Annotated in this window: 25 protein-coding genes and 1 tRNA gene; 8 read left to right on the top strand and 18 right to left on the bottom strand. The window is 34.0% G+C overall.

Features of this window, described 5'->3' with window-relative positions; all coding sequences use genetic code 11:
* Positions 1–260 precede the first annotated feature (260 nt).
* The 4 genes from GYA49_00290 to GYA49_00275 all read right to left on the bottom strand — a co-directional run bounded on the left by GYA49_00290 (position 261) and on the right by GYA49_00275 (position 3,238).
* On the bottom strand, positions 261–998 hold the full coding sequence (locus GYA49_00290; protein ID NMC35463.1) for a hypothetical protein: 738 nt from the start codon (positions 996–998) through the stop codon (positions 261–263).
* Between the two features lie 130 nt (positions 999–1,128).
* Positions 1,129–1,202, bottom strand: a tRNA-Asp gene (locus GYA49_00285).
* Positions 1,203–1,207: 5 nt separating this feature from the next.
* The gene (locus tag GYA49_00280; protein ID NMC35462.1) at positions 1,208–2,197 is read right to left on the bottom strand and encodes a hypothetical protein; all 990 of its coding nucleotides are present in this window, start codon (positions 2,195–2,197) and stop codon (positions 1,208–1,210) included.
* A gap of 294 nt (positions 2,198–2,491) precedes the next feature.
* Positions 2,492–3,238: a PHP domain-containing protein gene (locus GYA49_00275; protein NMC35461.1), complete on the bottom strand. Its 747-nt coding sequence runs from the start codon at positions 3,236–3,238 to the stop codon at positions 2,492–2,494.
* A gap of 112 nt (positions 3,239–3,350) precedes the next feature.
* Between GYA49_00275 and GYA49_00270 the strand changes: the two genes are divergently transcribed.
* On the top strand, positions 3,351–3,815 hold the full coding sequence (locus GYA49_00270; protein ID NMC35460.1) for a hypothetical protein: 465 nt from the start codon (positions 3,351–3,353) through the stop codon (positions 3,813–3,815).
* Positions 3,816–3,839: 24 nt separating this feature from the next.
* Positions 3,840–4,109, top strand: coding sequence for a hypothetical protein (locus GYA49_00265; GenBank protein NMC35459.1), 270 nt, complete (start codon positions 3,840–3,842; stop codon positions 4,107–4,109).
* On the opposite strand, the gene GYA49_00260 is transcribed toward GYA49_00265, so the two are convergent.
* Positions 4,066–5,712 carry a recombinase family protein gene (locus GYA49_00260; protein NMC35458.1) on the bottom strand — a complete coding sequence of 549 codons (1,647 nt, stop codon included), beginning with the start codon at positions 5,710–5,712 and terminating at the stop codon, positions 4,066–4,068. The two genes, GYA49_00265 and GYA49_00260, sit on opposite strands and share 44 nt — an antisense overlap.
* Before the next feature lie 24 nt (positions 5,713–5,736).
* Here GYA49_00260 and GYA49_00255 point away from each other — a divergent pair, with 24 nt between their 5' ends.
* A complete protein-coding gene (locus GYA49_00255) occupies positions 5,737–6,090 on the top strand; it encodes a hypothetical protein (protein NMC35457.1) in 354 nt (117 codons plus the stop codon).
* Here GYA49_00255 and GYA49_00250 read toward each other — a convergent pair.
* From GYA49_00250 to GYA49_00205, 10 genes are all read right to left on the bottom strand, one after another.
* Complete coding sequence (locus GYA49_00250) at positions 6,087–6,299, bottom strand: helix-turn-helix transcriptional regulator (GenBank protein ID NMC35456.1); 213 nt, start codon at positions 6,297–6,299, stop codon at positions 6,087–6,089. The two genes, GYA49_00255 and GYA49_00250, sit on opposite strands and share 4 nt — an antisense overlap.
* A 29-nt stretch (positions 6,300–6,328) precedes the next feature.
* Positions 6,329–6,889: a hypothetical protein gene (locus GYA49_00245; protein NMC35455.1), complete on the bottom strand. Its 561-nt coding sequence runs from the start codon at positions 6,887–6,889 to the stop codon at positions 6,329–6,331.
* A 129-nt stretch (positions 6,890–7,018) separates the two neighbouring features.
* Positions 7,019–7,765, bottom strand: coding sequence for a hypothetical protein (locus tag GYA49_00240; GenBank protein NMC35454.1), 747 nt, complete (start codon positions 7,763–7,765; stop codon positions 7,019–7,021).
* Between the two features lie 86 nt (positions 7,766–7,851).
* Positions 7,852–10,212 (bottom strand): DEAD/DEAH box helicase family protein, encoded by a 2,361-nt coding sequence (locus tag GYA49_00235; protein NMC35453.1) that lies wholly within the window; start codon positions 10,210–10,212, stop codon positions 7,852–7,854.
* A gap of 26 nt (positions 10,213–10,238) precedes the next feature.
* Positions 10,239–11,297 (bottom strand): DUF4325 domain-containing protein, encoded by a 1,059-nt coding sequence (locus GYA49_00230; protein ID NMC35452.1) that lies wholly within the window; start codon positions 11,295–11,297, stop codon positions 10,239–10,241.
* 117 nt (positions 11,298–11,414) lie between these two features.
* Positions 11,415–12,509 carry a hypothetical protein gene (locus tag GYA49_00225; GenBank protein NMC35451.1) on the bottom strand — a complete coding sequence of 365 codons (1,095 nt, stop codon included), beginning with the start codon at positions 12,507–12,509 and terminating at the stop codon, positions 11,415–11,417.
* Positions 12,496–12,909 carry a hypothetical protein gene (locus GYA49_00220; protein ID NMC35450.1) on the bottom strand — a complete coding sequence of 138 codons (414 nt, stop codon included), beginning with the start codon at positions 12,907–12,909 and terminating at the stop codon, positions 12,496–12,498. The genes GYA49_00225 and GYA49_00220 overlap by 14 nt, the downstream gene beginning before the upstream one ends.
* Positions 12,910–12,983: 74 nt before the next feature.
* Entirely contained in the window at positions 12,984–14,798 is a 1,815-nt protein-coding gene (locus tag GYA49_00215; GenBank protein ID NMC35449.1) for an AAA family ATPase, read from the bottom strand.
* A gap of 4 nt (positions 14,799–14,802) precedes the next feature.
* Complete coding sequence (locus tag GYA49_00210) at positions 14,803–16,257, bottom strand: N-6 DNA methylase (GenBank protein NMC35448.1); 1,455 nt, start codon at positions 16,255–16,257, stop codon at positions 14,803–14,805.
* Between the two features lie 2 nt (positions 16,258–16,259).
* Complete coding sequence (locus tag GYA49_00205) at positions 16,260–17,183, bottom strand: hypothetical protein (GenBank protein ID NMC35447.1); 924 nt, start codon at positions 17,181–17,183, stop codon at positions 16,260–16,262.
* 241 nt (positions 17,184–17,424) lie between these two features.
* Between GYA49_00205 and GYA49_00200 the strand changes: the two genes are divergently transcribed.
* Complete coding sequence (locus tag GYA49_00200) at positions 17,425–18,222, top strand: ArdC family protein (GenBank protein ID NMC35446.1); 798 nt, start codon at positions 17,425–17,427, stop codon at positions 18,220–18,222.
* A gap of 48 nt (positions 18,223–18,270) precedes the next feature.
* On the opposite strand, the gene GYA49_00195 is transcribed toward GYA49_00200, so the two are convergent.
* Complete coding sequence (locus GYA49_00195) at positions 18,271–18,729, bottom strand: hypothetical protein (protein ID NMC35445.1); 459 nt, start codon at positions 18,727–18,729, stop codon at positions 18,271–18,273.
* Between the two features lie 98 nt (positions 18,730–18,827).
* On the opposite strand from GYA49_00195, the gene tnpA reads away from it, so the two are divergent.
* A complete protein-coding gene (gene tnpA / locus GYA49_00190; GenBank protein ID NMC35444.1) occupies positions 18,828–19,217 on the top strand; it encodes an IS200/IS605 family transposase in 390 nt (129 codons plus the stop codon).
* A gap of 333 nt (positions 19,218–19,550) precedes the next feature.
* Here the strand turns inward: tnpA and GYA49_00185 are convergent, their stop codons facing one another.
* On the bottom strand, positions 19,551–20,636 hold the full coding sequence (locus tag GYA49_00185) for an aminoglycoside phosphotransferase family protein (protein NMC35443.1): 1,086 nt from the start codon (positions 20,634–20,636) through the stop codon (positions 19,551–19,553).
* Between the two features lie 88 nt (positions 20,637–20,724).
* On the opposite strand from GYA49_00185, the gene GYA49_00180 reads away from it, so the two are divergent.
* Genes GYA49_00180 through GYA49_00170 form a run of 3 tightly spaced genes read left to right on the top strand, consistent with a single transcriptional unit; the run spans position 20,725 to position 23,786 of the window.
* Complete coding sequence (locus tag GYA49_00180; GenBank protein NMC35442.1) at positions 20,725–21,804, top strand: radical SAM protein; 1,080 nt, start codon at positions 20,725–20,727, stop codon at positions 21,802–21,804.
* On the top strand, positions 21,794–22,369 hold the full coding sequence (locus GYA49_00175) for an HAD-IA family hydrolase (protein NMC35441.1): 576 nt from the start codon (positions 21,794–21,796) through the stop codon (positions 22,367–22,369). The genes GYA49_00180 and GYA49_00175 overlap by 11 nt, the downstream gene beginning before the upstream one ends.
* A gap of 4 nt (positions 22,370–22,373) precedes the next feature.
* Positions 22,374–23,786, top strand: coding sequence for a glycosyltransferase family 4 protein (locus tag GYA49_00170; GenBank protein NMC35440.1), 1,413 nt, complete (start codon positions 22,374–22,376; stop codon positions 23,784–23,786).
* 11 nt (positions 23,787–23,797) lie between these two features.
* Here the strand turns inward: GYA49_00170 and GYA49_00165 are convergent.
* Positions 23,798–23,904: IS200/IS605 family transposase (locus GYA49_00165; protein ID NMC35439.1), on the bottom strand; the 107-nt coding region annotated here is incomplete at its 5' end.

The following is a 23,904-nucleotide window of genomic DNA, read 5'->3' as shown; positions in this document are numbered from 1 at the left end:
TACTCACTTTGGTTATGAATATGAAGCATAGCTTTAATACTGTGTTTGATTATGATTTGTTTGAGTAAGAAAATTAAAAGCAGTAAATATTAAGGAAGAGGTTTCATTTTTGCTTGACGCTTTTTTTCAAATTTAACTAATAATCTTAATATGAAAGTGGTAAGTGGGTTTGCTTCGCCAAAAACTCAAAAGTAACCAGTTTTAATTGACTTATAACAAATATCCTTTGTTATTATAAATATCTATTTTATATTAATATTCTAAGATTCTTCGAAACTTTCGCCATTATTTACCCTCATTGCTATACTATCAAATAATTCGTCAGGGGTACTATAAAATAGTTCATGATAACCTTTAAGACCATATACGACACTTTGAGTGTAGGGGTCTACTCTCGCCGTAAAGCTAATTTCTATAGGACGTTCTTTTCTTGCAACTGTTTCTACAAGATAATGTTTACCTGATAAAGTTATAAATCCTTTTCCTGAAGGTTTTTTGTATTCAGGAAAGATTCGTTTACCACCATTATAAGTACTCATTCCTCCTGCAGCTAAAGCCGCCTGAATAATTGATGCGGAATCAATAGTCTCTTCAGCTATATTTTCAGGTAACTTAATATTTTCTTCTGGTAAAACCTGCTTACTAGTTATTGGTGCAGGAACGGCATTAGCTTCATAGCAAATAATCCTTATACTAGATTCATCCACAGTTTCTGAAAGATCTGGTGATAAAAGGTGGGTACAAGATGCTATTTCTAATTCTTTTACTAATGGTTTACACCAAACCTGATCTGCTAAATATTCAACTATTTCAACTACTGCACTGCTTTGCAAAAAATCAGCTATTTCGGCATAATTAGGATTCTGCCTAACTCCATCTCTTAACTCTTTAAACAATTTTTCTTTTAACGTAAATTCCCAAATTTTTTGCTGTACTCCTTGTGCTTGTTGTTCTAGAGATAAATCTCTCAGTTTTCTTAATCTTTCTTCAAATAACATACAAAAAAAGCTGCATCGTGGCAGCTAGATTCCTAAAAAATTATTTGACTAATTATAACATAGAATAAGTTTGAACTTGCAGTAATCTTTAGAATAGTTTGATATAGTTGTTTTTGAGATAAAAGATGTGCGGGATTGACGGGACTCGAACCCGCGGCCTTCCGCGTGACAGGCGGATGCTCTAACCAACTGAGCTACAACCCCAAAAATTAATCTTCTACTTGTTCATTTGGGTCAAAAATATGGACGGTAGCTTCGATCAAATGAATGCTAATTCCTATTGCTAAAATCATCTCACTAAATTCCTCAAGTAATTGGTATTTCCATGGTCCATGATGAGAACGAAGCCAAACATACAATACAATTAAAAAGAAGTTTGCAAAAAGATAGGATTTAGGAATACAGATTTTTTTCCAAAGTTGATATTTCTTAGGCAGGATATAGAGGTCTTTACTTATCCAATCTACAAGCCAAGCCAACATTCCATATAGCCCAATTGCAAGATATGCTTTATAAACAAAAGGCCATAACGCTTCTGAATTATGAAGATTGATTTCAGCTTGACGATTATGTTCGGCAATAGCCGCTGGTGTTTGGAAATGAAAAATTCTTTGCCCCCAAGAAATTTCTTCCAAGGAAACAAAAATGAAGCCTATTCCAACTACAATACAAAGAAGGCTTAAAATTTTATGAAACGCAATAGAACGATTAGAGGAGGTTTTTTTGGCTAAAATAAAAGCTGTAATTCCACTAGCAAAATATCCTAAAGCTGTAATATTTTCTACTACTGAATCTTCTTTGACAAGTTCTTTATAAACAAGCGGTTCTGAAAAGTAAAGCAAACCTGCAAAAATACAAAGTGCGCAAGTAACAATTGGCACTAACTGCTTCATATAGGTTTCAATTTTTTCTTTTGAACAATGAACAAAACCAAAAAGCATACATGATAAAGCTATATAGGGAAAAACTATATAATGAATCTTATAGTTGGCAAAAAAATAATTTGGGAATAATGGCCCTAATTCTTCTAGAAAAAACGCAAACGCTCCTAAAATCCCAAAAACTATAGGCAGAAATATTAGGTTACTGGAAACAAACTGCTCCGAAAGTTTAATTTTATATTTCTTGCTAAGAAAAATATGAAATAAAACTATAAGACAAGAAAAGGCCAACGGTGGAAGATAAACATTTTTCTGCATAAATCCTGAATAAGAAAAAAGGTCTGCAAGAAAAGGAAGAAAGCTTAATAAGTAAGATAATTTTAGAAAAAATAGAATGTTTTTTTTAGATTGAGTCATAATTTATCTACCCAGAGAATGCACGTATTATTTATCTTGGAAATATTTATTTTAGGCTAATTGTATTTTCTTACAAGTAGCTGAAATGAAATTTTATACCTATAAATAGAGTATTGATTTTTTGTTTAGAAAATATTGAGAAAAACTATATTTAATTAGGATTTGTTTAAGCAGCGAAATTAAAAGCGGTAAATATTAAGGAAGAGGTTTCATTTTTGCTTGACGCTTTTTTTCAAATTTAACCAATAATCTTAATATGAAAGTAGTAAGTGGATTTGCTTCTCCAAAGACTTGAGGTTTATTGCGAAGATTTAAAAGCAACCAATTTTTGTCATAAACTTCGTTACTTGGAACTACCAATAACAAACCAGCTCTGCCAAGTTCTAAAGGATGATGGCCATCACTACCTGCCGTATATATAGTATTTTGAAATCTAGCCAATGAATTTTCACTTCTCTTATTAAAACCAGGCAACGCTCTTGCATTAAAGATTTCAATTGCTACAGGCACTCCAGCCTCCGTTGCATAAGCTATTATTGCTTCAACTTCTTCTCCAGCTCCATGCCGCCATAATTCAAAAGGATGGGGAATGGAAATAATTCCTTTTTGCTTGGCAACTTCTTGAATTGTTTGGGAAAGATTTAATCCAGAACTTACTGGTTCAGATAAATAATAGGCTAATAATTCTATATTCTTATCATTTTGGTTTGGAGTACCCGTGGTTATTTCTATACCTGAAATAACAGTAATACCAGCAGATTGGCTTAGGATTGCATCTTGAATAGGGGGGATACCATCCATGGTATCGTGATCAGTAATTGCTACAATTCCAATACTTTGCCTTAATAGTTCGGTTACAAAAACATTAGGAGGAGTAATTCCATCTTTGGAAAAATTTGTATGGGTATGCAGATCAGCTCTTAAAAGCCTTTCGTGAGTCATATATATGTATATGAAGACAATATAAGAAGCGGGGTTGACGCAAATTATTTTGAACCACTCCTGGCATTTTTTAACAAATTAATGATCGCTTACGAGGCAGCCGAGGAGGAATATGAAAAATAATCCCTTACCTGCATCAGCCTTGTTTGATGAGCATACTTTTTACAGGCAGTTTATCTATGACTTACAGCATTGTCAAAGGGAAGTTATTATCGAAAGCCCTTTTATTAGCAGTGCTAGAATGAAATTCTTGTATCCGGTTTTTGAATCACTCGTTAACAATGGAGTGAAAGTCTATGTTTTTACCAGAGATCCCAAAGAGCATCGTAGACCTATGGCAGAGCAGGCCGATTATGAAATTACCAGGTTTGAGTATCTAGGAGTGCAACCCTTTATTTGTAAAGGTAACCATCACCGCAAGTTGGCAATTATTGACCGCACTATCTTATGGGAGGGGAGTTTAAATATTTTATCCCAAATAAAAAGCCGGGAAATCATGAGGCGGATTGAAGACGAAGAGTCAGCTATCTACATGGTGAAGTTTATCAATTACGAAAAGTGTATTGGCTCTAGATAGTTTAGGGTTATATAATCGGCACAAATGACCATTATTACTGATTTGCCACCAGCAGAAATTCGAGAAGTTAAAAAGGAAGATGATGCTCAAAAAAATAAGTTTGTTGGCTATTTAGAGCTCTGTGATGATCAAGATCCCAAACCTTTTTATTGCGAACTACCTGATGATTTTTTGAAAAGACCAGAATCTGAGAGAGTGCTTTCAATTACCTCTAGCTCAGTTACTGCTTCTGGAGCTACCACAACCACAACTATGCCGTTTGCATCACCTTCTCCTGGCCCAGATGAATGGTAAATTCTCTGTTTAATTTGGCACTAAATTTTTCTAGCTCCTCATACGTGGGTAAGGTTTGGAAAAGGTAGTTAAATAGCCTTTCTCTACTAACTGTATTATGGTCATTAATAATATGTGTAGGAATCTGATTACTTGGCTGACTAATTTGAGGATGTTTGTTTTTATCATTCCTGGCATTCTTTAGAGTTATGCTTCTCTTGGCTTGTAACTTTTTCTTTTCCCTTTCTAGCTGTCCTATTGTTACCTCAATTGCACTTAAGGCAGTTTTTGAATAGAGCATGTTAACCTTTTCAAGGTTAAGCTTAATTTCTGTATCAATTTCCTGTAACCTGGTGTCAATTAGCAGCCGATGCTTGTTTCGTAATTGTTGCTTTTGCTTCCATTCGCGCTTAAACAGTTTTTGGTAGTAAGAATTATACTTTTTTTTAATCCTGATTCTGCTTAAAAAATTGATTACTGTTTGGTTGAATTTTTTCAGAGGTACACGGTAGTAATGGCCACGTTTGTTGCAATGGTAGGCAGGATAGTATATGCCCAATCTGCCTCTAGAAGCACTGGCAAAGAACGGCTGTCTGCAAATAGGGCATAGCACCAGTCTTTTATATGGATACAAATAGGTTTTGGAACTTTTGACAAAGCGCTTAAGCATGGCTTTACCTTTGATAAGTTGCACCTCACCATTTTGCTCACAGATTAGCATCTTGTCTTTATTAGCCTTATTGAAAAGGTCAATTGATACAAGACCAGGGAACACGCATTTTACTGGCTTATTAGCCGTCCATTTTTCGCAGTTGATACCAGCATAGATTGGTTTTTTAAGTAACCTGTCAAAATTTTTTATAGTTAAGGCTTTGCCGCCCTGATACCCAATTACTTTGCGCTTATCTTGCGTATCCCGAACATAGTATCTTCGTGTCTTAAAACCGGATAAGTTAACGTGTTGGACAATTTCATGATCAGATAAAAAACCTTCAGCTTTTAGCCGGAACATAGCAATAATCCATTTTGATTCAACCGGGTGGGGGACTAAAATATTCCGCCTGCCATGCACTGTCTCAATTTTTTGGTTTTGGTACCCAAGCGGGGCAGCCCTGACATAGTAACCCAGTCTGACATACCTGATTTCAGCCCCTATCATCCGGGTCATAATATCCCTCATTTCATCTTTTCCCCGTTCGGCTTCTAAAAGCTCGGTTTTTTTCGTAGGATTGTACACACTCCAGGAATAAGCTACACTTAAATGTTCCAAGGTGTTAACACTTTGGTTGCTGATGACACCATATAAATCGATTAACTTAACCCCGTGTTTTGTAAGGCGAGTTTTCATCAAGTCATACAGTGATGAACCACCTCTGGTAAATCGGTCAATTGATTTGATGATAAGGAGCTGGATATGATTCTGAGCTTTTATGCAGTAGTTAATAGCTTCCTGGACAGGCTGTTGCTCTTTAGAAGCTGAGTCCATGAAGACAAAATATTTCTTAATCCTGATACTTCTTGCCTGAGCATAACGTTCGATCTGTTGCTTTTGATCCTCAGGTGAATCTCCCCGCATACTTTGGGTTACAGTGGATACCCTAATGACAGCCACAGCATTTTCCATACGTATTATTATATAATTATTGATATGTCAGGCTTAACTATCCATATAGGGATAGAGAGAAAGATTACTGGAGGTCAAATAAGTTATAATATAGCAATGAAAAATAATAAGTCAGTAAAAAATAAGGCTTTGAGTTTAAGTCAAGAAGAAGTTTTCCTCAAAAAGTTCTCGTGTATTCATTCGCAAACATTTAAGAAAATACTGGAAAGTAGAGTAGTAGCTTTAAAATATGCCAAAATAGGCTTAGAGGAAAAAGACCCAGAAAATCTTACGCCAGATAATATTGAAAAAGTGGCTGATATTTTAGAATCAGTAGCCAGAATTATCTTAAAAAAGCGGGAGGGAAAAAGCAGCCAGAAGAAAATCACGAAACACTAAAAAGGTAAGATCTCACTTCCTTTAATTTTTAATACCTTACAAACTTGTTCTAATATTTCTATAGAAGGATTAACAACGCCCCGCTCAATGCGGTAGTAATAACTGACGTGAATACCCACTTTATCGGCAACTTGCTGCTGCGTTAAACTTCTTTTTTGTCTTGCCTTTTTTAGTTTTTTGCCGACTTGAATTAGAGTAGCTGTAGTCATATATAGTTTTAATTATATATGGATAATTTTCATTTGTAACTGCTTTTCAAAAGACAAGCTAATTGGTTATCCGACATTTCTTCCCATAGATACACTTCATACCTAGCATCAAGACTTTCAAGAAAGCTTAAGTAGCCATCAATATCGGTTCTATATCTTTCTGATTCTGCGATGGCTCTTAATTCCAGATGATGTAAGGAATCAACTGTATGGAATTGAGTTAAACCAATAGTTGAAGTAATTAAATTATGGGCAGTTGGTGAAGCATTTAAAAAGTCTTCAGCGCTAGGTATGGTTGCTTTTATTGGATCTTGTCCGGGAATTTCGTAATGAGAATGAAGTAAGACATCAGCATCTGGAGGTATTAACCAAATCGGGATTCCCCAATCACTAGCTTTTACAAGGTACCAGATACTAGACTTGTATACAAAACCTACTTCAATATGTCTCTGTGTTGGTATCCACATCAAAAATTCTTTACTAGGAGCTTGTGGTATTTGCCTAGTTTCTAACTGTCTAAATGGAGCAGCTAAAAATGATTGTAGCTCGGCATAGTCATATAGTCCGATTGATTGCTCACTATCTTTCATGGTAAATAAAAATTAGCATACTTATAGTATTGATTATAAAAAGCTAAACCTAAAAATAGACTTAAATTAGAACCAAATTATATCAGAAGAAGGTGGTAAAGTATAGATTATAGGACTTAATAAACTAACTTACTTAGCTAAGCCTGCAGATAACTCTTCCTTCATTTGTTTGACTATTTTATCAATACTTGATTGCAAGTTTTTTTGTAAACTTCTCAATGTCTGCATATCTTCTTTCGTAAGTTTATTATCATTTGACGGTATTTCTCTAATAATAATCATTTCATTCAATATTTTAGTAATATCTTTAAATTGCTCTTCAATTTTATTGGAAAAATATAATGCGTTAATCCAATAATGATTTTTAGTTTTATGAAAAAAAACACGAGCTTTTCTTACATTAAATAATTCTGTATAGTTTTGCATTTCTTTTTGTAAAGCTTTAGAATCACCCATTAAACTAATGAATTGTTTCAATTCATTTTCTGATGCGTTCCTTTCTTTAAGATATTTCGAAATTTCTGTTTCTGTATATTCTGTAAAATCTGGATATGTCTTTAAAGCTTGAAATACTGCCAAACCTTCTGTTTTTAATAAATATTTATTTAATTTGGCATAGGCTTTGTGTTGTTTAGCAACATAAAGACGATAATGTTCAATTTGTTTAGTGTAGGTATTATCAATCTCTGCTTTATGTTTATCGACTCCCTTTTTTACTTCACCTCTTATTTTATTTTTTAGAATATCCCATGTTATTATTACTATTATTAAAAATAGTCCTATTAATACGATAGCGATTGGACCATATTTTATTACCAAATCATCAATAAGTTTCTGTATATGAGGTTCTAATTCGGATTTGATTATTTTTTCCATAGTTTATATAAAACCTGAGTTTTATATCATTTTAAAATAGTTGTAAACCTAATTATTTTATCAATCTGGAAACTTAATTAATTTGTTTAAACTTCAGCATAAAGTCTTTTTTGAAAGTCAAAATACATATCGCGGATTGTATTAACATCACCCAAAGATTGTTCGGCATTAGCTATAGCTTGATATTTAAGATTTAAAAGAATTGGTAGTTTTTCTTCATCTAATTCTTCTACACCTTTTTCTTCATACTTTGATAAAACAAAGTTTAAAAATTCTATTTGCTTATCATCAAGTCCTTCAAAAATATTTTTTCTGTTTTTATCAATTCTTTCTTGTCTAGTAATTAAGGGTTTGCTAAATGATAAATAAATTAAAACATCAAAAAGATCGCAATTTTGAGCGTTGACTACTTTTTGAATATTTTCTAATTGTTCTAAGTCTATGCCTAACTCAAATAACCGACTCAAAAACTTTTTTCGGGTTGTGGGATTGGACCAAATCTTTCGTAGTTCAGCTTCATTTTTAAATAAATCTGGTAAAGCTCCATAAATCTTTTTGATAAATTCTTCAGAAGACAACGGTTTGCCATCTGCCCCCCAAAATGAGGTGGAAAGCATATGTTGAATATCTCGTTCTTTACCGTCACGTAATTTTATCTTTAACATTTTCTTGGGTTTACAAATACAAGGTGACTGACCACAAACGGGACAAATTCTAGGTGGTTTTTCGCAAATACATGGCGATTGACCACAAACGGGACAAACTTGGGGTGATTTTGGTTCACAAACACAAGGATCTTGACCACATTTTTTACAAATTTCTGGGATCGGTTCACCATCCCATTCTGGATCAGAAAAATGTTTGTAGGCATCAACAAAATCATAAATAGTAAAATAATATTTATTATCAAATAGTCTAGTGCCTCGACCAATAATTTGTTTAAATTCAATCATAGAATTAATCGGCCGCATCAAAACAATATTGCGAATATTTCTGGCATCAACTCCGGTAGATAATTTTTGGGAAGTAGTTAAAATAGTGGGAATAGTTTTTTCATTATCTTGAAATTCGCGTAAATATTGTTCACCTCTGGACCCATCGTCGGCAGTTACTCTGACACAATAAAGGGGATCATGACTCTTTTTCATTTGATTAACTAAATCTCTCACCGCTAAAGCGTGAAGTTGGGTAGCACAAAAAATAAGTGTCTTTTCATTTTGGTTTATTTCATTCAAAACTATCCTGACTCTTTCAGCCTCTCGTTCTTTTATTTCAATAATGCGGTTAAAATCCGGTTCTTCATAAACTTTGCCTTCTTCAACTTCGCCTTCAATTATCTGATCATCAGAAACATACACATAATCATCAAGCGTGGTTTTAATCCGCTTAACTTTAAATGGAGTTAGAAAGCCGTCGTTAATACCTTCTTTAAGTGAGTAAATATAAACCGGTTCGCCAAAATATTTATACGTGTCAATATTATCTTTTCGCTTGGGAGTAGCCGTCATGCCCAGTTGTACCGCGGGTTTGAAGTAGTCCAAAATACCGCGCCAATTACTCTCATCATTGGCCCCACCTCGATGACATTCATCAATAATAATGAAGTCAAAAAAATCTGCCGGATACTCCCCAAAATAAGGAGTGTTATTTGCTCCACTCATGAATGTTTGAAAAATAGTAAAAAAGATACTGCCATTAGTCGGTACGCAGCCTTTTTTACGGATATCCAAAGGATTAATCCTCACCAGCGCATCTTCCGGGAAAGCAGAAAAGGCATTGAAAGCTTGGTCAGCTAAAATATTGCGGTCGGCTAAAAATAAAATTCTGGGCCTGCGACCGCCATCACGGTTTAAATTCCAGCGGGTTTGAAACAGTTTCCAAGCTACTTGAAAAGCCACGGCAGTTTTGCCAGTACCGGTAGCCATGGTCAGCAAAATTCTGGTTTTCTCCTCAGCTATAGCATCCAAAATATTGTTGATTGCAATTTCTTGATAATAACGACTTCCAAAACTACCTTCATTGGGAATATTGGAAAATTTGATTTTCCATTCATTCTGATCCGAAAAACTAGCTTGCCAAAGTTCATCCGGGGTAGGGAAGCGCTCCAAAGTCCATTCCTTACCGGTCTTCATATTCACTTCGTAAATTTCTCTGCCATTGCTGGAATAGGTAAAATCAAGCTTTAGTTTTCTGGCGTAATTTTTGGCTTGATTAACGCCTTCTGATACCGGCAGCTCATCAGCTTTGGCTTCTATAACTGCAAGTTTGCGGTTTTTATATACCAAGATGTAATCGGCAATTTCCGGCTTTCTATCTATTAAATTCCCCAGTATTCTTCCTTCACTTATCCGATATTCCCGTAAAACTTTTGACCCTTCAACTTCTCCCCATCCAGATGATTTTAACTTTGGATCAATATATTCAGCTCGAGTTTCGGCTTCGTTCATATAAAAGATGGTTACAAACTTTCACACTATGTTCTTCCTACTTCTGCTTCTTTCTTGGCCCGCTCCACCATAAAATTGACAGCTTCATTCGTATTTATATTCTCAATTTTTATTTCCGGATATTTATTTTTAAAGACCCGATAAATTTCATCGGTAAATGCCTGACCTACTGTCGGCACTTTATCAAAGTCCATCACGATGACTTTAAATTTTTCCAGTCCTGCCAAAACTCTGCGTGCTTGAGAGCGGGAAATATACACCCCACCCATGGTGTAGAGCCTCACTTTTATTTCCGTTTTGTCAAAACCATAGTCTCCATCATTACTCACATTGGTATACTCTTTAAAAACATCATTGAGATGATGTTTGTTATCAATACCGATTTTAAAAGTAACTCTTGTTCCTTGTTTTTGTCCCTTGGTTTTGCCGACAAACAGATCATCAATGGTATTATCTGTCATAAGTTGGTAACCAAAACTATCCAAAGCAAATTGATCTCCAACTTTAGAAGTAAAGAAGATTCCCTCTCCAGAGTGGAGCTTGGGCGCTGTTGTAGTTTTGCCCTTGAGCAAATCTTGAATCGCTTCCAGCTCAGATTTGAGGCCTCTTTTATTCATGATGCTTCTAAATACTCCTATACCAAAATCATCAATCACAAAGGAAAGCTCTTTCTGATTTAAACTGACTTTTACTTTAATAGTTTTAGAGTGCGAATGCTCAATAGCGTTATTGAGCATTTCTGAAAAAGCGTATTCAAAAATACTTTTGATATTTTCCGGCAATTGATCAAACAAGGAAAAGCTGGTTTTTATCTCATCAACAATCTTATGCTCTTCCAGATTAGTATTTTTAAAAGTTTTAGTGTAAACAGCAGCAGCAGATTGAGGATTTTTAGCTAAATAACTTTCAGTAGCATACAAAGCACCTCTGGTTGAGCCAACTTTGACAATTTCATTTTCAGAAACCAGCTGGGCTAAAAGTCTGGCAATATATTGTCTTGACACACCAAAACTAGCCACCAAATCAGAGCTTTTGACAATGCCTTTATCTTTTATGGTTTTAAGTATTTCTTCTTTGTTTATCATATGTCAACTAATTGTAAACTATGGCTTCTCTTATGTCAACTAGTTGGTAAATAATTGTAAACTAACCCATGTCATTCCGGACAGATTGAAAGCCTGATCCGGAATCTATCTTTATTTTTACAACTCACCACTAAACGCTTTATTGAGAACTGATTTCTTAAGCTCCTCCAAATCCGCCAATTTCTGCCGATAATTTTGTTCTAATTTTTTAGTTTTCTCTGATAAATCATCCAGCTTAGCGACTATTTGCTTTTGCTCAGTAAGAGATTTTGGAAATACAACTTTAAAGTCTTTAAAAACTTTATTCATATTTGCTCTCGGCATTCTGGCTCCTGTACATGTAGAATTAATTCTTTCTGTAGTTGATCTTTTTATAAGCCAGTAAAATAAAAACTTTTTATCCAAACTATTATTTACTCTAATCGGAAATATTTCCGTCGAACAATGTCCTTCAAAATCTGGTATCAGTACCTTATTTAAATAAGGTCTTAATCTACCATATAAAATATGTTTATCATTAAAATAAAAAGATGAACTCTTTACACTTTTTGGTTCAAATGATCCGATAAACTTCCCAGAATTAGATTCAATATCCTCCATCCCAATATATGGAAGGTCTTTTCTACCATTTTTATCTTTATTTATTTCTGCAACCTCAAATAAGTTTTTAGTTAACCATTCATTGTTTCCTTCATAGGAGTATTTCAAATACGATTCAAACAACTCTTTGCTATTTTCCAGATTTTTTTGAGTATTTGCTTTGACTTTCTCAATCTGTCCAAAAACCTCATCCAGAATTTTGACTATGCGACGTTGTTCGGAAAGGGGAGGAAGGGGAACTTTTATTTTATAAATATCATTCCTATTAATCCCAGGCTTCACACCTTTTGCTAATTTTGGGAGTTCAAGATTTTTTAAAAGGTTATATAAAAATTTTAAATCATATTTTTTAGCATCAAAAGTTGTAAAATAAGTAACATCTAATGGCCAAAATTTTTCTTCCACTAGATTAATTTCACCAGCAGAACCTTTCCTGCCAACAATAATAGTGGGCTTATCATAATAAAATTTATTACTCCAGCTTTTAATTCCATTGGCGCCATAAATCGGATATCTACCATCAGTTTTTCTATCAGATTTAGGTAATGGTTTTCCATATTCAAGTTTTATTACTTCGCCTAGTTTTTTTGTTTGCCAGTTAGGATTCATCATATTGAACTGTTATATTTCCTTCCTCGTCTTCAATCATTTTTACATCTGAAATTGTACCTAAAGCCTTTCCCTCTCCAATACGACAACCAAGTTTAAACATATTGCTAAGTATTTTTTTAGCTCCTTTAAGTTTATTTTCTAATGTATTTTTGGATTGTATAACTTCTTTTAATTCTTTATTAAGTTCTCTAAATTCAATATCAACATTTTTAAAACTTACCTTGATCTTTTTAATGTCATTAACTCTGGGACTAATCAAAAGTAAAACTAAGGTTAGAAATGCAAAAAAATAAGCACTGGAATAATAAAAAAAGAAAGTAAAAATTATCAAAATTACAGTTATTATTGTAGTAATATTTTTATTAATCTCGGTTATTATTTCTTGATGATTAATGCTCATACATATTCTTTTTTATTTAGCGTAAAAACGTATATCTTAATTAATTCTTTAGTTATTAAAATTTTTTATAAAAATTAATTAAAACTTTGATATATGTCAATAATATCTTTAAAGATATTAGGTTTTTCTTGAAGTGCTATATCTACATACGCTTGTCTTATTTTCAAAACATCATCATGAAAAACATTGGAACAAAATACAGAAAATATTTCTTTGCCACGGAAATCAATAATCCACTCATCAGCTTGAAGTGAACGTTCTAATTTGAGTTTTTCTGTAGTAATCCATTGGTCTAGTTTTACTTCAGAAAGATCGATATTGATTTTTGACAAAGATTGTTTTACTCCACTTATCATTTCTATTTTTATTTCTTCAGAGCTTTTTTTATCTATGTTCCGAACAGTAGGAATGTCTAGGTTGTGATTAAGTACTAAATAATCTTTTATGCTTTGCAAAAGATTTAAATTAAACATTTTAGAAGCAATTTTTTTTAATTCGGAAATAATATAGGTAGGGGTAATTTGTGGATTTATTGTAGTTAGACACAATCTTTCAGCAACCTTAAATAAGGTTCCTTCATCAAAAAAATAATTTTCTATATGTCTTCGTTTCAAACATTTTAATTTCCCACTTTTTTCTAATTCATTGATCTGATCATTTGCTAAACCATCACGATCCCTAATCATATAAAAGTCTATACCAAAAATTGCATTTCTTATTTGTTCTTCTATGATATTTAGTGTTCCTATACTCTCAACGGAACCTATTGGAATTACTTTAGCATCAGGAAGATATTTTTGGGCTATAGAATGGTAAGTCATTCGATCAATACTTGAACTATCTCCTTCAATAAAAATAAGTTTTTTGCCTACAGCAAATAAACCTAGATTTTCGCCTATAAGTTTTACTAATGTTTTATGACTATGATCAAGCTCACTTAATTTATGAGCCTGGTTTTGTCCAGTTTGTTCTGCATCAATAAAATATACATCTCCGGTCGAATAATAAGTTGAAATAATATCTGCAGAATGAGTGAGAAATATAAACTGATTTGTTTGTTCGCCAATTGTCTTCAAATTTTCTATTAATTTGAAAGTAAGGGTAGGGTGTAAATGTAATTCAGGTTCATCAACAAGAATAACTGAATGTTTAATATCTTTCCTTTCAATATCAAATATTATTTTGATAATTTCCTGTTCACCAGAACTTAATGCCTTGAAAGGCAGTATTATTCCCTCATCAGTTTTGTATTTAAATTCGCCTGGATTAGCTGGGTCTATGTCTTGTAATTCTTTATCTTGTAGTAGTTTCTTGAATATAGCTTTGTATTTATCTAGTGGATGTGGCAATTTTAGTAATATTTCGCGTCCCTTTTTTTCTTGGTTGTTTTTTACTTCCTCAGCTAATTTTGTATTATATGCAGCCACTTTTTGATGAATATAATTCATAAAATCTTGCCATCTATTTGCAAAATTTTGACAATAAAACGTGCTTGGTGAATCTTGGTCATCTGGATCAGAGGTTTGATAATTTATTTTGTTATATTTTGTAGTTGTAATATTTCTATCAGAATCAATCTGAACTAATGATCCAACATATTTACCCCGACCAAAACTACGACTTTGCATGTATTGATTTAATATTTGATTTGACTGTCCCTGAATCACATTAATTGAATCATCATTAAATCTCTGTTTTTCTTCATCTTTAGTGGCTCGAATCTCTAGCGACATTTGAGGACTACCTTGAAAAGTTTGAATAATAGCCTCTTTCAGTCTTGTTTTACCTGAACCATTCGCTCCAGCAATAATTACAACATTACTTAAGTTCTCTATTTTTAAATTTTTAATTGGAGGATAATTTGCAATACTTATCGTTTGTATTCTCATAGAACTATAGTAAGTTTTTAATTTCCAACATTATATTTTTATTTTCTAAGTCTAACTTTTCCATCTCTTCCAAAATCTCATTCGGCTCGCGCAACACCACCTCATCATTTTTATTTGGATTTTTGACTGACAGATCATAGGTTTTTTCGTCTACGTCTTTAATATCTACTGTCCAGGAATTTCGGCTATCAGCTTTGTCTTTTTGCAAAGTCAAAAATTCTGCCAAATCATTTTCATTGATCGGATTGGTTTTGCCTAAGTTGCGGTCAAGGTTAAGCTGGTAAAACCAAACCTTCTGGGTTGCTGAACCTTTTTGGAAAAATAAGACTACGGTTTTGACTCCAGCTCCGGTAAAAACGCCGCCTGGCAAATCCAAAATCGTATGCAGGTTGCAGTTTTCTAAAAGCAGTTTGCGCAGGGAAATGGAAGCATTGTCGGTATTGGACAGAAAAGTATTTTTAATTACAATCCCGGCTTTACCTCCTGCTTTTAGAGATTTTATAAAATGTTGCAGAAATAAAAAGGCGGTTTCACTGGTTTTGATCGGGAAATTCTGCTGGACTTCTTTGCGTTCTTTGCCGCCAAATGGGGGATTGGTCAGCACCACATCAAAGCGGTCTTTTTCCTGGATATCCAAAATATTTTCAGAAAGGGTGTTGGTATGCAAAATATTGGGGGCATCAATGCCATGCAGGATCATATTCATAATCCCGATGATATACGCCAGCGATTTTTTCTCTTTACCAAAAAAGGTTTGCTTTTGCAAAGTTGTGACGTCATTGGTCGACAGTGGCCGCAAGTTGCGCATATACTCAAACGCCTCGATCAAAAATCCGGCCGAACCAACCGCCCCGTCATAAACTTGATCTCCAATCTGCGGATCAACTACTTTGACAATAGTTTTAATCAGTGGTCTTGGTGTGTAGTACTCGCCACCATTACGGCCGGCATTACCCATATTTTGGATTTTGGCTTCATAAAGATGCGACAGTTCATATTTTTCCTGCTGGGAGCGGAATTTCATCTGGTCGATAATGTCTAAGACATTTCTTAGGGTATAGCCACTTTGAATTTTGTTTCGCAGCTGGGAAAATATTTCTCCGATTTTATATTCGATTGTATCTGGGCTTTCAGCTTTTTCTCTAAATTTTTTGAGATAGGGGAACAGTTGACGGTCAACAAAGTCTCTAAGGTCATCACCAGATAAAGCCTGATTGTGATCCAGTTTACCATCTTGAGTTTTTGGACAAGCCCAAGATTCCCAACGAAATGCTTCATCAATTAAAAATCGATATTGCTTCCCAGCCAAGGCAGCTTCAGTTTTTTTATCTTTTTCATAATCATCCAAATATTTTAAAAACAAAATCCAGGAGGTTTGCTCGATATAATCAAGCTCGTTACTCACTCCTGCATCTTTCCATAAAACATCATCAATATTTTTGAAGGCTTGTTCGAACATGGCTACTCCTTATAAAACTTTTCATATACTTGTTTAATTAAAAACATAGCATAATCGAAGTCATTTTTAGATAGGATAGTATATCTACATAACTTACCCCAATTATTTTCTTTCCATGGTCGTAGTTTTATTTTATTCTCTGGATCATTTAGATCTTTTTTATCAACTCTTACCAAGTCTAACTCCAGTTTAGATTTATAAACATTTAACGTACAAAGATTATATGACCCAATTTTGTATCCTACATAAAATTTATTAAATTTTTCTTCAATTCTTTCATCTATTTCTAGAATTCTAGGTCTTAAAGATTCAAATAAATCTCTTGAGTTTCTCCAATCTACTTTAAAAAGATCGCTAATTGTATACTTTTTAACCTCTTGTGAAACTTTGCTTATGGTTTTATTTTTACTAATTGTCTTAATCGATTCTGAAGCTTGGGGTGATTGAAGTTGGTTATATAAAAAAGTGTTATTGCTGTATTTTTTAACTTCCCAAAGTTCAATTGGTAAATCTTGAAAGTTAATAGCCTGCTGTTGATATTTGGTAAAAGAATTAGCGATAAAGATAACCCGTGATTGTGACCAATCTATATTCTCTCGCTTAAGATTTTGATTAGTCTTTTCATTGTATTCCAAAATAAAGTCAGCTTTATTATTTAGCATTAAAGCTAAATAAGCATAGCCTTGATCAATAACAGAAAAACTTCGATCTTTTTTATATTCAATAATCACAAAGGATTGAGTTTCTTGATCGTAAGCCAAAGTATCAATACGTAAGTTATTATGAGTAAATTCAGAACAAACAAATTGAAGATTAAAAATAGTAGTCAGATTATTTTCCGTAAGAGTTTGTATGTCTTTTTCCAAATCAATTTTAACTTCCTTAATTGATTCCAGCTTTTGTTTGTTGACTTTAAAGATTGGCATAATCCCTATAATTCTATATCCAAAGTTATATTTCCTCAACTAATAATAAAAATATAGTCTCTTAGCTCACTGCTTTTCTATTGTGTCACACGGTCAAGGCACAGCATCTGCATCCTTCAAAAAATCAGGACACAAATGCCGCACCTTGACTTCGTGTGTAGTAGGAATGGTTGAGCAGTGAGCTAGCTGCAAGCTTGGTGCTTAATTACTATTCCTGCAGTAGAGAAGGAGGATAGGGTTTATGAAATTCTCTCCTAAGGTTAAACAAAGTCTCGATCAGGTGGTCGAGAAGTTTAAGAATGGAGATTTATCTCCCATTACTAATACCGTCAGGATTCGGTTAGATCCCCAAGCTCCAGCTCGAAACTGGAGCTTAAGTAACCGGGTTCTAGCCTATATCCAGGCTGAAGAATTAGATTGCAGAGGTTTTAGACAATGGCAAAAGGCAGGTAGATTTGTCCAGAAAGGTAGTAAGGCTGTATATATCATCAGACCACATATGGTCAAAGATATTGATGGAGAAGCTGATCGGGAAGAATATACTTGTATAGGTTTTTATCCAGTACCGGTTTTTCCAGCCTCTGCTACCAAAGGGGAAACTCCTATTTCTCTATACACTCCTGCCAAATTACCCCCGCTTATGGATCTGGCTGAAAAACTAAAGATTAACGTTAGTTATACCCCTACCATAGAAGATAGGTATGGAGATTGTACTACTGATGGGACAAGGATCCGTTTAGCTAGTTTTGACCCCTCAGTCTTTTTCCACGAACTAGCTCATGCTATCCATGCCCGGATAAAAGGCAAATTGACAGCTGGGCAAAATGTTGATCAGGAAGTGGTAGCTGAATTTACAGCTGCAGTCTTAACTAATCTTTATGGATATGAAGACCATTCAGGCAGTAGTTGGAAATACATTAGCCTTTATGCCAAAGACCCACTGCTAGCTATTACTAAGGCTTTAGCTACAGTTGAACAAGTTTTGGAATATATCTACAGCATGCATGACATATCCAATATGTCTAGCATACATATGTAGTTGATATAGAAAGAGATTTATATTTTATTATCAAAAATTAAATAAAATTTACCTGTTGTTACTTTTGTAGCAGCAGGTATTTTTTTGTTCACTAACTAATATTTGCCTTGGGAACAAAGCATAAATTGGAGTTCCAGGTAGCCGTTTTCTAAAACCTGCCGTTGCATCGATAATCCTTGCGGTAGCAGAAAAATTTATCCAGGGATCCATCCATGTTTTATTAACACGAATTAAATAATGTCCGTTAGGATATTTTTTTGAACGTTTTATAAAGACAATGACCCCATTTGTATAAATTAGTTTTTTAAGTCTTGGTTTTAAGTATTTATAGTTATAGTTATAGCCTAAGTAAGATAGAATAGATACTAATTCTTTACAATAAAATCCCTGAGTTTGAGCTTTTTGATGATCGACTAATTTTAAAATTGCTTGATAGGATTTGTGGGTTAGCTGGGCAATACAAGCAAGACTACAACCGAGACTATCTTCTTGGGTAACAGAGTTCATAAACATTGCAAGAAACCCCGCCCTGTAAGGGCGTGGGAGGAATGCAATCCTTGTAAGCACAAAAACGAATGTTTTGGCAATTTGATAAACTTGAGAATATGGAAATTAAACATATTACTCACACTGCCTATGATATTACGTATCACTTTACTTTTATACCCAAGTATCGTAAGCGAAAACTGGTAGGAAACATTAAAAAACGTTTGGATGGCATGATTCGTTTTTGTGCGCAGATTAACAACTTTGAGATTGTGGAGCTTAACATCCAACCTGACCATATACACCTGCTGCTTGGAGCCAAACCCACATACAGTCCGAGTAGGATTATGCAGCTGATCAAAGGTGGTACCAGTAAAAAGCTGCGAGAACTGTTTCCAAGCTTGGAAGAAGCTGTCTGGGCAAATAGCTTTTGGTCTGAAGGGTACTTTGTTGGTACTGTTGGCCATAGGAATCTGAGTTCTGTGATTAAGTATGTACAAGATCAATAACATGTTTAGGAAACCACGGACTTTAGTCCGTGGAGGGTTCATATTGGTTCAACTCAAGTGTATTTTCTAAAATTCTAACGATTTCTCTAGATGGTAGCCTATTATTATTCTCTTGAAGTAATTTAAGTGCAGCTAATTCAAATTCAAAAATCCGATCAGTTGATATTTTTCTCATAACAATAAATATTTTTAGTATTTAAATATATAAACACTATATCATTTCTTCAAAAATACATTAACTTTTTCTAGCTCACTGCTTTTTCATTGTGTCACACAGAAAAAATTATATAGGGGAGTGTAAAAGGAGTTTGAATATATTATAGTTAGTGTAACTTAATCATTATCTACTATACAGGGAACTCCTATTTCTTCTAGTGTTAATCCTTGCGATATTCCTTTAAGTACCTGGTAGTGACGATGCATATATCCTATTATTTGTTCAGTTATTGGATGAATTTGTGTATCCATCTGTAAGACTGCCTCAAAATAAGAGAGTGACCAAGGAATATGATAAAGTTTTCTTTTTTGTTTAAACTCAGGAGATATTCTCCTTTTCATACTATAGCCGTGAAGAAAAGCAGGCAATACGGTTTTAAATGCAGTACTAAACTCAGGAGATAAATTAAGTTGACTCTCAATGATTGCCAAATCTACTTCAGCATCACCAGCATGTGCATCTTCCATATCCAGTATCGCAGATATACCCCATTTCTTTGTTGAATTAGCCATAACATTGAGAAAATGGCAATCACCATGTACTAAAACTGGAGTTGTGACTGAATCTAATATACCAATTTCTTGTTGCACTTTTTTTATTAAGATAGGCAATAGTACTTGGATATCAATGGCTTGATAGGGTCCAACTTGAATGTCCGAAGGAAGATTTGATACTGATTTTGCTCTTCGTAAAAATCTTTCCCAGAAAACATCACGCCATTCAGACCTAGGAGACAACTGATCCCCATTAATTTCTCCAAAACAAGGAAAATAACATTGGTGAATTCTAGCTAAATAATTTCCAAGTTGCAGAGCAATAGATTCTAAATCAATCTTAGATAATTCAGGTAACCGGTTATGTAAAACTGAATATAAGGTATCACCCGGAATAAGTTCTTTCACCATATACGTTATAAGTTGACCATCAATAAAAGTATCTCCTGAATCTAGGAGCGTTGGCACAGGTATTCCTGGTTGTTGCATAAGGATTTGCCTAATAAATAATTCCTTATCTCTTCTCTCTGGAGCATTAATGTAAATACTAGCAACTACTGGCTGACAATCGAAACAAGGAGAACAGATAACTTCGTTGATATTAATAATCCCCCCAGTTAAAGGATAGATGGTCGGTTCTTCACACTGAGTACATACGATATCTTTTTTATGTATTAGTGTTTGTGCTAGATGTTCAGGTGTTTCCATTTTTCAAATAAATAATATGTATATATTTATTGCGTATTATAATTTTCGTATTATAATAACACTAATTTAGTGTCCTATAAAGATAGTTATGAATAAAGAAACTCTTGCTGATACAACTGCTAGAGTTGCATTATGGCCTTATTGCAATTTATTTTGTAATTACTGCGGTGGTTCTTCTTATAGAAACGATGCGTTTCCAGCTGCTATGGAAGACTTTCGGAAAGCACCTATGCATGAAGGAAACCTCAGTTCTGATGATCTTCTAACTATACTCAGACAGCTACATGAACAGGGTGGAATGACTAAAATGAGAGGCACAGGAGGAGAACCATTATTGAGACATGATTGGGATAAAATTATTACAGAAATAAGCGAAATGGGATATAAAGAAGTGGATATTACTACTAATGGAATATTGTTAACAACTTACTTAGAAAAGAATGGTGGTTTACCAAAAGGATTAAATGTGCTTAAAGTGAGCCTGGACACATGTGATCCAGACAGTTTTCGGGAAATTACAGGAGGTGGAGATTTACATAAAGTATTGGAGGGAATTCGTGCTTCTAGCCAATTAATATATACACGCATAAACCGGGTATTATTACGAAGTGAAATGACCCCCTCAGAAATGGAACGTTTTATTGATTTTTGCCAGGGTTTAGGTGTTAAGCAAGTCCAATATTTAGACTTGGTACATTATCCAAACTTGGACAGAAGTGATAAATCGTTTTGGGAACGAGAGTTTGTTGCGTATCCAGAATTCCAAACTACAGTAACACAACTATATCCAAAGGCAAATTTTCATACTACTAGAGATCAATTTGGTGTTGCTTTCCATCGAGCACTATTACCTAATGGTTTAGTGCTTTCTTTTAAAGATAGTCGTTACACTATGAGAGATTCAGAGTGTTGGGATTGTCCTATTTTTTGCCAGGAGGGAAGATGCCTTGTTCGAGTAGCTACAGATGGCAATATAACTCTTTGCCCTGATTACCAAGGGGAGTTACCTAGTTTTAATGCAAGACAAGCACTACAAGATCATTCATTTCAGGATAGGGTCCAAGAACTTCAAACTATAATTGAAAGATCAGAAAAAGTTCGTACAATTGAATTGTTTACTCATAAACATAATTTAGAATTACCAGCTATTCACCAATATGAAAATTAAAGCCATTATCTATGATTGTGTTGGTCCGCTGCTTATTAAAAAAAAGAGTTGGAGACCATCAAAAATAGTTCTAGCTATTGATCATAAATGCGGTAGCGCTTTAAATGACAAGATTTTTTGGGATGAAATAAAAAATGGATACGGTAATAAAATAATTGATGTACAAGCATTAGCTGACAAAATTGCAGATGGATATAAGAAAAATATACAAATGTGGGAGTTTCATAACCAGATAAAAAATATCTATAAAACTGGGATTATTAATAATGGTACATTTACTATATTTGATAAATGGAGTCATAAATTTAAATTTGCTGATAATTTTAATGTCATGCTAAATTCTGCTAAATTAGGAATTAAGAAACCGGATAAAAAGATTTTCGATATTATGTATAGACGATTAGGTGTTAAGCCAGGTGAATGTGTATTCATCGATGACAGTAAACCAAACGTTATTGGTGCTAGAAAAGCGGGATTACTCTCAATTTTATATAATCCTACTAATCATCCTCGTTTTATAAAGGAATTTAAGAAACTGAAATCTAATTCTCTGTCCAAAATTTAATATTATGCCACTGGGTAGAGAAACACTTCACCCAAATACTGAACAACTAGTTCAATCTATTGTTGATGGGGAGAGAATTAATTCTCCGTTTGTAGCTTCTGCAATATTCAATCTTGCCAGAATACAGTGTGAAAGTTTCAGTAAAGAAACGATAGTAAGACAACCACCTAAAGTTGCTTTAGTCATCCCTTATCATCCTTTATATGAGATTGGAGGATTAGAAATTGGCACAAGAAAATTGGCACAAGGTCTTAAAGTACTCGGCCATCATACAGAGATTATTGCTAAAGGCATATATGAACATTCGGATCAAAGAGGGACACAAATTAGCCCCGAAGGAATAGTCGTACATGGCGTAGGAGCAGGGATTGAAGATATAATCAGCTATCTTTTAAAAAGACGTAGTGATTTTGATATTGTGCAATGGATGGAAGTATTTCCACCCATTCCAGAAACCCCTGAAACATATAATGATAAAGCTGAGCAACAATATCTAGCTTCAATATTATTAAGAACCTTAGGGATTAATACATACCTAAGTACTGCCACAAGTGGATCAATAACTAGAAGGGGAGTAAATCAAATTACTTGGCAATCGTCAAAAAAGCATCAACCTTTAAATGCATTACTCAATTGTGCTATGACAGGATACATAGGAGCTAATTCCGATATAGCTTTAGAGTATTCTGAGGCTGGTTTAACTAAACCTCAGATGAATTTTGAGATGGTACCATTCGGAGTTGATGATGAACATTTTAAACCTTGTTCAAAAAAAGAAAAGCAACACATACGTACTAGATTAGGAATTCCAATAGATAAAACCGTTATATTATTTATAGGTAGGTTTGTTCAACGAAAACAACCAGATGTGTTAATCAACATATGGAAAACCTTACCCTTAGATATCCAAGAAAAGGGCTACTTGGTTTTTATAGGTGGCGGAGCAGGACAAGGACAGCCAGATTCTATTTATAATGAAGTATGTATACAAATAGACAATTATAATAAACAAAGAATAACTCAAGGTCTTGGGGTTGGTATACATATTTTTAACAAAGTACCTCATGATCAAATGCCAACTTATATCCAGGCCTGTGACAGTTTTTTCTTTCCCAGTACAAGAGAAGGTCTCCCTTTGGTTATTCCAGAGGTCATGGCTTGTGGAAAACCAGTTTTTGCATCTAATATTCCAGGAATACGTGAAGTAATTTCTGATCCTGAAATAGGAATTATGTTTGATCCTAATAATCCAAAGCAAATTAGAGACTATTTAATTGACTTTATTTCCAATCCTTGTAAATATGCTAGTTTTGGAAAGACTGCTAGAGAGCATGTAAAAAGATATTGGAATTGGCATTCAATAGCTTCTAAATTAAGCAATGTGTATTGCAAACCTAATAAACTACACACGGTCTAAAGACCGTGGTTTTAATCCTTCTCTGGCATAATTTCTTTATTGTCTTTAATGTACTTTTTTATTTGTAAGTAATTGGTTTTACCTATGGTTTCAGCAAAGTAGCCATCAGCCCAAAAAC

It is taken from the genome of Candidatus Beckwithbacteria bacterium (genome assembly GCA_012797845.1).
Classification (GTDB): Bacteria; Patescibacteriota; Microgenomatia; order UBA1400; family UBA1449; genus JAAZOH01.
Note: the sequence above shows the minus strand (reverse complement) of the source record. Positions and strands in the feature narration are given on the sequence as shown.

What these genes read in the sequence shown, in the direction of transcription:
- GYA49_00170 (NMC35440.1), top strand. Translation starts at nt 22,374, where the DNA reads ATGCCACTGGGTAGAGAAACACTTCACCCAAATACTGAACAACTAGTT.
- GYA49_00220 (NMC35450.1), bottom strand. Translation starts at nt 12,909, where the DNA reads ATGAGCATTAATCATCAAGAAATAATAACCGAGATTAATAAAAATATT.
- GYA49_00210 (NMC35448.1), bottom strand. Translation starts at nt 16,257, where the DNA reads ATGTTCGAACAAGCCTTCAAAAATATTGATGATGTTTTATGGAAAGAT.
- GYA49_00215 (NMC35449.1), bottom strand. Translation starts at nt 14,798, where the DNA reads ATGAGAATACAAACGATAAGTATTGCAAATTATCCTCCAATTAAAAAT.
- GYA49_00200 (NMC35446.1), top strand. Translation starts at nt 17,425, where the DNA reads ATGAAATTCTCTCCTAAGGTTAAACAAAGTCTCGATCAGGTGGTCGAG.
- GYA49_00185 (NMC35443.1), bottom strand. Translation starts at nt 20,636, where the DNA reads ATGGAAACACCTGAACATCTAGCACAAACACTAATACATAAAAAAGAT.
- GYA49_00255 (NMC35457.1), top strand. Translation starts at nt 5,737, where the DNA reads ATGTCAGGCTTAACTATCCATATAGGGATAGAGAGAAAGATTACTGGA.
- GYA49_00270 (NMC35460.1), top strand. Translation starts at nt 3,351, where the DNA reads ATGAAAAATAATCCCTTACCTGCATCAGCCTTGTTTGATGAGCATACT.
- GYA49_00245 (NMC35455.1), bottom strand. Translation starts at nt 6,889, where the DNA reads ATGAAAGATAGTGAGCAATCAATCGGACTATATGACTATGCCGAGCTA.
- GYA49_00230 (NMC35452.1), bottom strand. Translation starts at nt 11,297, where the DNA reads ATGATAAACAAAGAAGAAATACTTAAAACCATAAAAGATAAAGGCATT.
- GYA49_00275 (NMC35461.1), bottom strand. Translation starts at nt 3,238, where the DNA reads ATGACTCACGAAAGGCTTTTAAGAGCTGATCTGCATACCCATACAAAT.
- GYA49_00290 (NMC35463.1), bottom strand. Translation starts at nt 998, where the DNA reads ATGTTATTTGAAGAAAGATTAAGAAAACTGAGAGATTTATCTCTAGAA.
- GYA49_00250 (NMC35456.1), bottom strand. Translation starts at nt 6,299, where the DNA reads ATGACTACAGCTACTCTAATTCAAGTCGGCAAAAAACTAAAAAAGGCA.
- GYA49_00280 (NMC35462.1), bottom strand. Translation starts at nt 2,197, where the DNA reads ATGCAGAAAAATGTTTATCTTCCACCGTTGGCCTTTTCTTGTCTTATA.
- GYA49_00225 (NMC35451.1), bottom strand. Translation starts at nt 12,509, where the DNA reads ATGATGAATCCTAACTGGCAAACAAAAAAACTAGGCGAAGTAATAAAA.
- GYA49_00265 (NMC35459.1), top strand. Translation starts at nt 3,840, where the DNA reads ATGACCATTATTACTGATTTGCCACCAGCAGAAATTCGAGAAGTTAAA.
- GYA49_00195 (NMC35445.1), bottom strand. Translation starts at nt 18,729, where the DNA reads ATGAACTCTGTTACCCAAGAAGATAGTCTCGGTTGTAGTCTTGCTTGT.
- GYA49_00175 (NMC35441.1), top strand. Translation starts at nt 21,794, where the DNA reads ATGAAAATTAAAGCCATTATCTATGATTGTGTTGGTCCGCTGCTTATT.
- GYA49_00260 (NMC35458.1), bottom strand. Translation starts at nt 5,712, where the DNA reads ATGGAAAATGCTGTGGCTGTCATTAGGGTATCCACTGTAACCCAAAGT.
- GYA49_00180 (NMC35442.1), top strand. Translation starts at nt 20,725, where the DNA reads ATGAATAAAGAAACTCTTGCTGATACAACTGCTAGAGTTGCATTATGG.
- GYA49_00235 (NMC35453.1), bottom strand. Translation starts at nt 10,212, where the DNA reads ATGAACGAAGCCGAAACTCGAGCTGAATATATTGATCCAAAGTTAAAA.
- GYA49_00240 (NMC35454.1), bottom strand. Translation starts at nt 7,765, where the DNA reads ATGGAAAAAATAATCAAATCCGAATTAGAACCTCATATACAGAAACTT.
- tnpA (NMC35444.1), top strand. Translation starts at nt 18,828, where the DNA reads ATGGAAATTAAACATATTACTCACACTGCCTATGATATTACGTATCAC.
- GYA49_00205 (NMC35447.1), bottom strand. Translation starts at nt 17,183, where the DNA reads ATGCCAATCTTTAAAGTCAACAAACAAAAGCTGGAATCAATTAAGGAA.